The sequence below is a fragment of the Streptomyces sp. NPDC006923 genome (assembly GCF_040635655.1).
GTDB lineage: Bacteria > Actinomycetota > Actinomycetes > Streptomycetales > Streptomycetaceae > Streptomyces.
On the sequence record NZ_JBEYIF010000020.1, the window covers coordinates 114,227 to 125,000 of the forward strand.

The 10,774-nt window shown below is 69.9% G+C and carries 11 protein-coding genes and 1 riboswitch; of the genes, 2 read left to right on the forward strand and 9 right to left on the reverse strand.

What is annotated here, in order from left to right; translation table 11 throughout:
• The first annotated feature begins 21 nt into the window (after positions 1-21).
• Positions 22-228 carry a DUF5999 family protein gene (locus ABZ707_RS29595; RefSeq protein WP_360180756.1) on the forward strand — a complete coding sequence of 69 codons (207 nt, stop codon included), beginning with the start codon at positions 22-24 and terminating at the stop codon, positions 226-228.
• 128 nt (positions 229-356) lie between these two features.
• Here ABZ707_RS29595 and gcvP read toward each other — a convergent pair whose 3' ends face one another.
• The gene (gcvP, locus tag ABZ707_RS29600) at positions 357-3,242 is read right to left on the reverse strand and encodes an aminomethyl-transferring glycine dehydrogenase (RefSeq protein WP_360180736.1); all 2,886 of its coding nucleotides are present in this window, start codon (positions 3,240-3,242) and stop codon (positions 357-359) included.
• A gap of 180 nt (positions 3,243-3,422) precedes the next feature.
• Positions 3,423-3,521: riboswitch (glycine riboswitch) on the reverse strand.
• A 113-nt stretch (positions 3,522-3,634) separates the two neighbouring features.
• Between gcvP and ABZ707_RS29605 the strand changes: the two genes are divergently transcribed.
• On the forward strand, positions 3,635-4,033 hold the full coding sequence (locus ABZ707_RS29605; protein WP_360180738.1) for a PRC-barrel domain-containing protein: 399 nt from the start codon (positions 3,635-3,637) through the stop codon (positions 4,031-4,033).
• Here ABZ707_RS29605 and ABZ707_RS29610 read toward each other — a convergent pair.
• The 8 genes from ABZ707_RS29610 to ABZ707_RS29645 form a co-directional block, all read right to left on the reverse strand.
• On the reverse strand, positions 3,928-5,451 hold the full coding sequence (locus ABZ707_RS29610) for a DNA polymerase IV (protein WP_360180740.1): 1,524 nt from the start codon (positions 5,449-5,451) through the stop codon (positions 3,928-3,930). The genes ABZ707_RS29605 and ABZ707_RS29610 overlap by 106 nt on opposite strands.
• A gap of 70 nt (positions 5,452-5,521) precedes the next feature.
• Complete coding sequence (locus tag ABZ707_RS29615) at positions 5,522-6,010, reverse strand: MerR family transcriptional regulator (RefSeq protein ID WP_360180758.1); 489 nt, start codon at positions 6,008-6,010, stop codon at positions 5,522-5,524.
• A gap of 260 nt (positions 6,011-6,270) precedes the next feature.
• The gene (locus tag ABZ707_RS29620) at positions 6,271-6,744 is read right to left on the reverse strand and encodes a bifunctional nuclease family protein (RefSeq protein WP_006123076.1); all 474 of its coding nucleotides are present in this window, start codon (positions 6,742-6,744) and stop codon (positions 6,271-6,273) included.
• Between the two features lie 52 nt (positions 6,745-6,796).
• The gene (locus ABZ707_RS29625; protein WP_360180742.1) at positions 6,797-7,534 is read right to left on the reverse strand and encodes a MerR family transcriptional regulator; all 738 of its coding nucleotides are present in this window, start codon (positions 7,532-7,534) and stop codon (positions 6,797-6,799) included.
• 17 nt (positions 7,535-7,551) lie between these two features.
• Positions 7,552-8,514 (reverse strand): FHA domain-containing protein, encoded by a 963-nt coding sequence (locus ABZ707_RS29630; RefSeq protein WP_360180744.1) that lies wholly within the window; start codon positions 8,512-8,514, stop codon positions 7,552-7,554.
• Between the two features lie 70 nt (positions 8,515-8,584).
• A complete protein-coding gene (locus tag ABZ707_RS29635; RefSeq protein ID WP_360180746.1) occupies positions 8,585-9,370 on the reverse strand; it encodes a DUF881 domain-containing protein in 786 nt (261 codons plus the stop codon).
• A 5-nt stretch (positions 9,371-9,375) separates the two neighbouring features.
• Positions 9,376-9,708, reverse strand: a complete 333-nt coding sequence (locus ABZ707_RS29640; protein ID WP_023543062.1) for a small basic family protein — start codon at positions 9,706-9,708, stop codon at positions 9,376-9,378.
• Positions 9,705-10,634, reverse strand: coding sequence for a DUF881 domain-containing protein (locus ABZ707_RS29645; RefSeq protein WP_360180748.1), 930 nt, complete (start codon positions 10,632-10,634; stop codon positions 9,705-9,707). The genes ABZ707_RS29640 and ABZ707_RS29645 overlap by 4 nt, the downstream gene beginning before the upstream one ends.
• Between the last annotated feature and the right edge of the window lie 140 nt (positions 10,635-10,774).

A 10,774-nucleotide genomic window follows, 5' to 3' on the forward strand; every position in this document is an offset into this window, starting at 1 on the left:
ACACAGCGAAAGAACTCACCCATGTGCCAGCACCAGCCAGCCTGTCCTTCAGCCGACTCCGCCGACCGCGACGCCGCCCGACTGACGGCACACCACCCCGAGCAGGGCTGGAGTCTGCTGTGCAATGGCGTCCTGGTCTTCGAGGACACGGGTGAACTGCTGCCGGACGGACAGATCATCGCTCCGCACCGGCCGCTGCGGACCGAGCAGGTGGTGACGGCGGCCTGATGCCGTCCGGCGGCCCCGCCGCCGTCCTTCCGGCTGGGGCCGGCCCGCGGACGATCCCGCGCACCGGCCCCGACATGCGGCCGCCCCGCAGGGCAGCCCTTCCGACGCCCCTGCCGAGGCGTCCCTGCTCAGTGGTCGTACGCGTCCAGCGGCGGGCAGGAGCAGACCAGATTGCGGTCGCCGAACGCACCGTCGATCCGGCGGACCGGCGGCCAGTACTTGTCGGCGGCCGAGACACCGGCCGGGAAGGCCGCCTCGGCGCGGGTGTACGCGTGCTCCCACTCCCCGCCCAGCGCGGCGGCCGTGTGCGGGGCGTTGCGCAGCGGGTTGTCGTCCGCGGGCCACTCGCCCGACGCCACCCGCTCGATCTCCGCGCGAATCGCGATCATCGCCGCGCAAAAACGATCGATCTCGTGCAGATCCTCGCTCTCGGTGGGCTCGATCATCAGCGTGCCCGCGACCGGGAACGACATCGTCGGCGCGTGGAAGCCGTAGTCGATCAGCCTCTTGGCGATGTCGTCGACGCTGACGCCGGTGGCCTTGGACAGCGGCCGCAGGTCCACGATGCACTCATGGGCCACGAGTCCGTTGGGACCGGTGTACAGCACCGGGTAGTGCGGTTCGAGGCGCTTGGCGATGTAGTTGGCCGCGAGCACGGCGACCTGCGTCGCGCGCTTGAGACCCTCGCCACCCATCAGGCGTACGTACGCCCACGCGATCGGCAGGATCCCGGCCGAGCCCCAGGGAGCCGCCGAGACCGGTCCGACGCCCGTCTCGGGGCCCGCCGCGGGCTGGAGCGGGTGGTTGGGCAGATACGGGGCCAGGTGGGCCCGGACGCCGACGGGACCCACACCCGGGCCACCGCCGCCGTGCGGGATGCAGAACGTCTTGTGCAGATTCAGATGGGACACGTCCGAGCCGAACTTGCCGGGCTTGGCCAGCCCGACCAGCGCGTTGAGGTTGGCGCCGTCCACGTACACCTGGCCGCCCGCGTCGTGCACCGCCGCGCAGATGTCACTGATGTGCTCCTCGAACACACCGTGGGTGGACGGGTAGGTGACCATCAGCACGGCGAGTTCGTCCCCGTACTGCTCGATCTTGGCGTGCAGGTCCTCGACATCGACGTCGCCGTCCTCACGCGTCTTCACCACGACGACCTTCATCCCGGCCATGACCGCGCTCGCGGCGTTCGTGCCGTGCGCGGAGGACGGGATGAGACAGACGGTACGATCCGTGTCGCCGTTGGCCCGGTGGTACGCCCGTACGGCCAGCAGACCGGCCAGCTCGCCCTGCGAACCGGCGTTGGGCTGGAGGGAGACCGCGTCATAGCCGGTGACCTCGGCCAGCCGCTCCTCCAGCTCCCTGATGAGCGTCAAATAGCCCTGTGCCTGCTCGGCCGGGGCGAACGGGTGCAGCGCGCCGAACTCGGGCCAGGTGACCGGCTCCATCTCGGTGGTCGCGTTCAGCTTCATGGTGCAGGAGCCCAGCGGGATCATGCCGCGGTCCAGCGCGTAGTCGCGGTCGGCGAGCCGGCGCAGGTAGCGCAGCATCGCGGTCTCGGAACGGTGCTGGTGGAAGACGGGATGCGTCAGGTACTCGTCGGTACGCAGGAAGCCCTTGGGCAGGGAATCGTCCGTGACCGCGTCCAGCGCCTCGATGTCACCCTCGATCCCGAAGGTGTGCCACACGGTGGTGAGCTGAACGCGTCCGGTGGTCTCGTCGCAGGCGACGGAGACATGGTCGGCGTCCACCCGGTGGAGGTTGATGCCGTTCTCGCGGGCGGCGGCGACCACATCGGCGGCCCGGCCCGGCACCCGGACGGTCAGCGTGTCGAAGTACGTGTCGTGCACGACCTCGGCGCCGCCGGCGCGCAGCCCCTCGGCGAGCAGCGTCGCATAGCGATGGGTGCGCCGCGCGATGCTCCGCAGCCCGTCGGGGCCGTGGTAGACGGCGTACATGCCCGCCATCACGGCGAGCAGCACCTGAGCGGTGCAGATGTTGCTGGTGGCCTTCTCACGGCGGATGTGCTGTTCACGGGTCTGCAGCGCCAGCCGGTACGCCTTGTTGCCGTCGGCGTCCACGGAGACTCCGACAAGCCGGCCCGGCAGGCTGCGCGCGAACTTCTCACGGACGGCCATGAACCCGGCGTGCGGTCCGCCGAAGCCCATCGGCACGCCGAAGCGCTGTGAGGTGCCGACCGCGATGTCCGCGCCCAGCTCACCGGGCGAGGTGAGGAGGGTCAGCGCGAGCAGGTCGGCGGCGACGGTGACAATGGCGCCGATCTCGTGGGCCTGCTCGATGACGGGCCTGATGTCCCGCACCGCCCCCGACGCGCCCGGATACTGGATCAGCACGCCGAAGACTCCGCGTTCGGCCGTCTCGGCGGGGATGCCCTCGCTCAGGTCCGCGACGACCACCTCGACGCCGGTCGGCTCGGCGCGGGTCCTGATCACGGCGATGGTCTGCGGCAGGGCGTCGGCGTCGACCAGGAAGACGCCGTCCTTGACCTTGCCGACCCGGCGGGCCAGCGCCATCGCCTCCGCCGCGGCGGTGCCCTCGTCCAGGAGGGAGGCGCCCGAGGTCGGCAGACCGGTCAGGTCCGCCACGACCGTCTGGAAGTTGAGCAGCGCCTCCAGCCGGCCCTGGGAGATCTCCGGCTGGTACGGCGTGTACGCGGTGTACCAGGCTGGGTTCTCCATGACATTGCGGAGGATCACCGGCGGAGTGAAGGTGCCGTAGTAACCGAGACCGATCATCGGCACGAGCACCTGGTTGCGGTCGCCGAGCGTGCGCAGCTCGGCCTCGACCTCCACCTCGGTACGGGCGGCGGGAAGCCTCAGCGCCTCCGCGCTCTTGATCACGTCGGGCACCGCGGCGGCGGTCAGCTCGTCGAGCGAGCCGTAGCCGACCTGCGCGAGCATCTTCGCCTGCGCCGCGGCGTCGGGCCCGATGTGGCGCTGCTCGAAGGGGGTGCCCCGTTCGAGCTGTGAGAGCGGAATGCGGTTGGGGGTCATGCGGAGGCCTCCTGGTCTGACACGACCTGCGAGGGCACCGGCGGCGGTGCGGGTGCCCGGACGGCCTCCCCCTCTGTCATCTCGACCTGAGAGCTTCACCGGCCCGCCCGGAGGCGGCCCGGCTTTCACCGTCGGTGAGAGCGGATGTTGTCCGACGCCCGCCCTGCTTTCCAGAGTGACCTCGTCCGTGCGGTACAGGGGCCTGAGAGATTCCGGGGAGGATTTGCTCCTTCGGCGTCCTCCGATGATCTCACCGGAAGACTCTCCCGCACGGGGTCAGCAGCCGCCAGCCAGCCTACCAGCGTGCTCCGGGGCACTGTTTTCGAGTGGCCGATGCCACCAATCTGCACTTTTGTATTATTTACGTTCAGTTGCGACCAGTTGGAGGGACCGTGGAGACCGACATCGATCCGCGCAGCCTGATCGGCCGCAAGGCGTTCGACCGTGACGGCCACAAGCTCGGGACGGTGGACGAGGTGTACCTGGACGACGCCACCGGAGCCCCTGAATGGGCGGCCGTCCGCACCGGCCTCTTCAGCCGCGACGCCTTCGTCCCCCTCGCCCCCAGCACTCTCGCCGACGACGCGCTCCACGTCCCCTTCGAACGCGCCCTCATCAAGGACGCCCCGGACTTCGGCGTCGGCCGCCACCTCTCCCCCGAGCAGGAGCTCCAGCTTTACCACCACTACGGACTGGCCCTTCCCGAACCCGAGCCGCCGGAGCGGCCCGCGTCCCGGTCCGACCACGACGGGGAACGCGACTTCGGACGGCTGGCCGGCCAGGACGACTGATCCGGCGGCGCGGGCACCAGCGGCAGCGGCTCCGACAGCTCCAGATCGGGGTCGTCGACCCAGAACGTCCGCACCCGCCCCGGCGCCGACCCCGGCTCCTCGAACCGGACGGTGACCCTTCGCAGCCCGCTGCCCTGCACCCAGCCCGCCCCGAACACGTTGTGCCGCACATCGTGTCCGGCCGGGAAGCGCCGCTCGGCGGGCGTCCCGGCCACCACCACGGCCCCGGTCGCGGCCTCAGGGGCGGGCTCCGGGCCGCTCTCCGGCTCCGGCGCCCGGTCGTGTTCGGGCACGCCGTCGCCGGCCGCCTGACGAGCGGCCGCCTCATGAGCGGCCGCCTCATGGGCCGCCGCCTGGGCGAAGAGATCCTCCTGTGTGAAGTCCGCGAGGCCGGTCACGCCCACGCCCAGCAGCCGCACCCCGCCCGTGGTGTCCACCGCCTCCAGCAGCCGCCCCGCGGCCTCCCGCACCACTCCAGGATCGTCCGTGGGCCCGCGGAGCGTCTCCGAACGGGTCAGCGTCGAGAAGTCGTACCGCCGCACCTTGAGGACGACGGTCCTGCCCGAGCGTCCGGCCGCCCGCAGCCGCTCCACACAGCGGTCGGCGAGCCGGTCGACCTCCGTCCGCACCCGCACCCGGTCATGCAGATCGACATCGAAGGTGTCCTCGACCGACACCGACTTGGCGTCGCGCTCGGAGACCACGGGCCGGTCGTCGTATCCGCGCGCCATCCGGTACAGCGAAGCTCCGTGCGCCCTCCCCAGCAGCCGTACGAGTTCGTCCTCACCGGCTTCGGCCAGCTCGGCGACCGTGGTCATCCCCGCCCGTCTCAGATGTTCACCGGTCGCCGGCCCCACGCCGGGCAGCGTCCTCACGGGCATGGGCCCGAGCAACTCGCGCTCCGTGCCCGGTTCGATGAGGACCAGCCCGTCGGGCTTCGCCTGCTCCGAGCCGATCTTCGCCAGCATCTTGGAGCCCGCCAGCCCCACCGAGCCGGTGAGCCCCGTCACCGCTCTGATGTCCCGGCGCAGCCGCTCCCCCGCCGCCCGCGCCGAGGCCGTGTCGTCGGCAGAACCGCCTGCCTCCAGATCCACGAAGGCCTCGTCCAGGCTGAGCGGCTCCACCAGCGGGGAGAGCCTGGCCAGCAGCTCCATCACCTGCTCGCTGATGGCGCGGTAGACGCTGAAACGCGGCACCAGATAAGCGGCGTTCGGCGCGAGGCGTCTCGCCTGCGCCATCGGCATCGCCGAGTGCACCCCGAACCGTCTCGCCTCGTACGACGCGGTCGACACCACCCCGCGGGGGCCCAGGCCACCGACCACCACCGGCTTTCCGCGCAGACTCGGCTTCGCCGCCTGCTCCGCCGCTGCGAAGAAGGCATCCATGTCCAGATGCAGGATGGTCGGCGCGGATCTCACCCCACCGATGCTGCCTCACGCCACTGACAATCGGTCGCGGGCACGGCGGCCCCGCAGCGCCGGGAGGAGCTCAGACCGCGCGGTCGCGGCGCCGCCGGGCCAGTTCGTCCGCCGGATTGTTGCCGACGAGCGTCTCGCCGGTGTCGATCCTCTCCCCATGGAGCTGGGACAGCGCCGCCTGCACATCCCGCCACACCACACCCACCGCGATGCCGAAGACCCCCTGGCCGCCCTGGAGCAGGCTCACGACCTCGTCCGGTGAGGAGCACTCGTAGACCGTCGCGCCGTCACTCATGAGCGTCACCCGCTCAAGGTCCCGGAAACCGCCGGCCCGAAGATGCTGGACCGCCGCCCGGATGTTCTGCAGAGCGACCCCGGTGTCCAGGAACCGCTTCACGATCTTGAGTACGACCACATCGCGGAAACTGTAGAGCCGCTGGGTGCCCGATCCGTATGCCGGACGCACACTCGGCTCCACCAGCCCCGTACGGGCCCAGTAGTCCAACTGGCGGTATGTGATGCCCGCCGCCGCACAGGCGGTCGGGCCCCGGTATCCCACGGTCTCGACACCGGGGTCGGCCGCACTGCCGTGAAGCGGATACGGCCCGCCTGCCGCCGTACCGTCGCCGCTGCTTCTCACGCCGACCCTCCGTCCTTGAACTGCCCTGTCGAAGGTAGGCAGTCACCAGGGGCGCGTCAACGATCGCCACACTCGCCACGCCGAGTGATAATCACCCTGAGTGTGGTTTCCCGTGTCCCATTTCGGGGAAAGGCTGCTCGAATGCGCTGGCGAAACCCGGTCCAGCGCTCACCGGCCGCTCACTGACTATTGGTCCCGAAGTCCTCCGGAGAGATCTGGTCGAGGAACTCGCGGAACTTCTCCACCTCGTCCTCCTGCTCGTCCGGGATGGCGATGCCCGCATCGTCCAGAACCCCGTCACTGCCATAGATCGGCGTGCCCGTGCGCAGGGCGAGCGCTATGGCGTCGGACGGCCTGGCGCTCACCTCGACCCCACTGGCGAAGACCAGCTCCGCGTAGAAGACCCCTTCACGCAGGTCCGTGATCCGGACCTCGGTGAGCTCCTGGCCCACCGCCTCAAGGACGTCCTTGAAGAGGTCATGGGTCAATGGCCGCGCCGGGGCCATGCCCTGCTGGGCGAAGGCAATGGCGGTGGCCTCCCCCGGTCCGATCCAGATGGGGAGGTAGCGGTCGCCTCCCACTTCACGCAGGAGCACGATCGGTTGATTGGAGGGCATTTCCACCCGGACACCCACAACGTCGAGCTCGTTCACACAGTAACCCTAGGACGTGCCCGGCCGGTTTGGGTAGTCGGACTCCCCGGCGTCAGTGCTGCCGGACCCCGAGAGCCGTCCGCACCAGTGCCGCGTGCAGCCGTACGGAGAGCGCGGCCAGCTCCTTCGTGGTCGCCTCCGCATGGGCCCTGGTCTGCGGATTACGGTGCCGGCGCAGCGGCGCCACCACCTGTTCGACCAGCCCGGCCTCACGCTCGGCGGCCGCCTTCATGATCCTGAGATGCCTCGGCTCCAGTCCGAATTTCCCCAGATCCGCGACCAGCTTGGCGACGGTGACGGACTCCGCGTCATACCCGCCGTCCGGCAACGGGACGATGAGGCCGTACGACTCCCACTCGTCGAGCCGGCTCTCGCCGACCTCGGCGGCGGCCAGCAGCTCCTCCCGGCCGACCCGTGCCGCGGTGGGGACCTCGCTCCCCGTGTCCCAGGTGCCGTCCGCACGCTCCCGCTGGGCACCGGGCGGCGGCGGGCCCTCGCCGCGGCCGAGGGCCTCGAACTGCTCCCTGATGACCTTCAGCGGGAGATAGTGATCACGCTGCATCCGCAGCACCTGCGCCAGCCGCTCGACGTCCCCGGGGCTGAACTTGCGATAGCCGGACGGCGTCCTGCACGGCTCGACCAGGCCCTCCGCCTCCAGAAACCGGATCTTGGAGATGGTGACCTCGGGAAACTCCTCCCGCAGGTGGGACAGCACCGCGCCGATGCTCACCAGCGGGCCACCCGCGGGGGCGGTGCCGTGACCGGCACCGCCCGACGGTGTTCGCAGCATGGACCTTCCCTGAGGGGTCACACGCCCCGCTGGCTCCCGTAGAAGACCAGCCGGTACTTTCCGATCTGGACCTCGTCGCCGTTCGACAGAGGGACCGAATCGATCCGCTCACGGTTGACGTAGGTGCCGTTGAGGCTGCCCACGTCCGAGACGGTGAAGTGACCGTCCGCGCCCCTGCGGAACTCCACATGGCGGCGGGACACGGTCACGTCGTCCAGGAAGATGTCGCTCTGCGGATGACGGCCGGCCGTGGTCAGCTCGCTGTCCAGCAGGAAGCGGCTGCCCGAATTCGGACCGCGGCGCACCACCAGGAGCGCGGAACCCATCGGCAGCGCGTCGACGGCCGCCTGTGCCTCCGGCGACAGCGACGGAAGCGCCGTCTGGCCGGTCACCTCGGAGTCGTACGCCTCAAGACCGGAGATGGAGATCGTCGAGGTCGTCTCCGACGCACGCTCCGGGGGCACCCCGGGCCGCAGCGGTGCCCCACAGTTGGAGCAGAACCGACTGGCCTCCGCGTTGCGGTGCCCACACCTCGTACACACCGGCAAGCCCGCCATGGTGGGGTCCTCCTGCCGCGACTGCCCCCTGGGGGCATCGGATGCGTACGGATCCGAGGAAAACCCTCCACCCGTACTTGAGGCTGATGTCTCCCCAAAACCTATGCGGCCGGGACCGGCAGGGTCAACAGACGACGCGCCCCTGCCCTCCGGAGCTCCACCGCTCTGACCAGCCACCTGATCGCGGAAGAGCGGACGCTCGCCGCTCGGCTCCTCGTTCTGGCCATGCCGCGAGGCACGATGACGGGCGGAGCCGCCCTCCTCGCGTGCGCTCCTGCCGAACAACTTCGCAAACAACTTCACGGGCGATTCCCCTTGACCGAAACAGACCCGCCCGTGGGGCAGGACGAACCCTGAATGAACACACCTGCCGACCCGGACATCTTGACAACGTCCGTATCCACCGGACAGTTTCCACCACACACCACGCTGTTCGTGCGCCGACCCCCCGCAACCTCATGCCCGCGTCCCGCAACTGCCATGCTCTGTCGTCTCACTGCGATGACGACCGAGCGTAGTCAGGCCGCTGCGCCGGTCGCAAGGCATCCACGGTGATCTTCTCAGCCCGCGTCACCGTGGCGGTGGCCTGCTCCTTCTCCAGCGTCTGCACCACGCCGCCGGGAATGTTGAGAGCCGGTTCAAGATCCTGCGGCTTGCCGATGACCTTGAAACTGTACGGTGCGGCGACCGCCTTGCCGTCCACCTGGACGTCACCTCCCGTTCCCGAGAAGTAAGTATCCGCGATCACCCGTACGCCATCGACCTGGATCGCCTCGGCGCCCGCAGCCCGCAGCTCCTGAATCGCGTCCAGCAGCATGTCCGGCTCGACCGTGCCGCTCGGATCGCTGACGGTCAGGGTGATACCGGGCCCCTGTACGGCCACGGTGCCGGCCAGGACACCGAGCTGCTGCTCCTTCTCCAGCGTCTGCCTGCGGGCCTCCTCGGCCTGGTCCGAGCTGGTCTCCAGCTCGGTGCGCTGGGCGTCCAGGCGCTGCTTCTCGTCCTCCAGCCGCTGGGTGCGGTCGTCGAGTTCGTCGAGGATCCGCACCAGGTCCTCCTGGCGGGCGCCACGCAGCGCGCTGTCGTCGTTGTTCGACCTGACCTGAATGGCGAGTCCGAGTCCGAGTACGAACAGCAGGACGGCGACGACGAGTTGAGCCCGGGTCACCCGCGGCGGCCACAGCCCCGCGATCAACCGCTGGCGGCCCGTGAGCTGTTCCGGCCCGGCTTGCGGCGTATCCGCACGGTCCTCGTCCCTGGGGGTCTCTGTGCTGCTCATACGCCTCACGCCCGGAACACGTGCCGGCGGATCGCGGCAGCGTTGGAGAAGATCCGGATACCGAAGACAACGACCACGCCGGTGGACAACTGGGCGCCCACCCCGAGCTTGTCGCCCAGAAAGACGATGAGCGCGGCCACCACGACATTGGACAGGAAGGAGACGACGAACACCTTGTCCACGAAGATGCCGTCGAGCATGGCCCGCAGGCCACCGAAGACCGCGTCGAGGGCGGCCACGACGGCGATCGGGAGATAGGGCTCGACCACCGCCGGTACCTCGGGCCGGACCAACAGTCCGACCACGACTCCCACGACGAGGCCCAGTACGGCGATCACGATGTGCCCTTCCCGGTGTCAGCCGTGCCCTGCCCGTTGCCCTTCCCGGCGTCGGAGGTCATCGGCTCTGCTGTACGTACTATCAGGCTCGGCGCGGCAGGCAGACGCACCTCTTCCTGGTCGGAGATGCTGGTGCGGATGTCGAAGTTCTCCCGCAGCGAGTGCAGGTACTGGCCATCGGCACTGTCCTGGAATGTGGTGCTCAGCTTTTTCCCGTCCCCTACCGCGAGCAGCGTGTACGGCGGCACCAGCGGCCTGTTGTCGACCAGTATGGCGTCGCCCGCCGCCCGGATCGCGGACAGTGACGTCAGCCGCTGGTCGTTGATGGCGATCGCTTCCGCGCCCGACTCCCAGAGGCCATTGACGACCCGCTGCATGTCCCGGTCCCGCACCCGGCCCGTGTCGGAGAAGCCGCTGCTCTCCCGTGGTCCGCCGCCACCCGATTCGGTGTCCTCGGCGTCGTCGACCACCAGCTTCACACCCGGCCCGCGCACCGCCGTCGCACCGGCGAGCAGGGCGACCAGCTCGCCGCGGTCACCGCCCTGGGACCGCAGGGCCGCGCGCTGGCGCTCGCCGACCTCGCCGCGGAGCTTCTCGACCGTGCTCTCCAGTGTGTCCGCGGTGGAGGACTCCGCGTCGATACGGTCGATGAGTTCCTCGCGCTCCTTCGCCACGACCGGCGCGGAGATCCGCGCCTGGGCCGCGCCGACGGTGACCACCAGGGCCGCCAGGACAAGACCCGCCGCGAGTCCGAGCTTCGCGCGCAGTGTGCGGGGCAGTCCGCCCTCCTCGGCGTCCCTGCGGGCCGACGCCTCCGCGTATCCGTCGTCGAGGCTGTGGTCCATCACATTGTTCAGCAGCGACATCGACGCATCGGGACGCGCGGGCGGGGAAGCGGTGCTCCGAATGGGGGACTGCTGCGACATGCCGCACATCGTCGCACGTCGCGGGCGCTACCGCCGAATGGCCCCACCGGTGTGCCGGGTGGCGTCCATTAGTGGATGTCCCGGCTCGACGCGGTGGTCGAGGAGGACGGACACCTCTTCATGCACTCCGACACCACCGC

Coding starts and splice junctions, on each gene's coding strand:
- ABZ707_RS29595 (WP_360180756.1), top strand. CDS start 22: ATGTGCCAGCACCAGCCAGCCTGTCCTTCAGCCGACTCCGCCGACCGC.
- gcvP (WP_360180736.1), bottom strand. CDS start 3,242: ATGACCCCCAACCGCATTCCGCTCTCACAGCTCGAACGGGGCACCCCC.
- ABZ707_RS29625 (WP_360180742.1), bottom strand. CDS start 7,534: ATGCTGCGAACACCGTCGGGCGGTGCCGGTCACGGCACCGCCCCCGCG.
- ABZ707_RS29635 (WP_360180746.1), bottom strand. CDS start 9,370: ATGAGCAGCACAGAGACCCCCAGGGACGAGGACCGTGCGGATACGCCG.
- ABZ707_RS29645 (WP_360180748.1), bottom strand. CDS start 10,634: ATGTCGCAGCAGTCCCCCATTCGGAGCACCGCTTCCCCGCCCGCGCGT.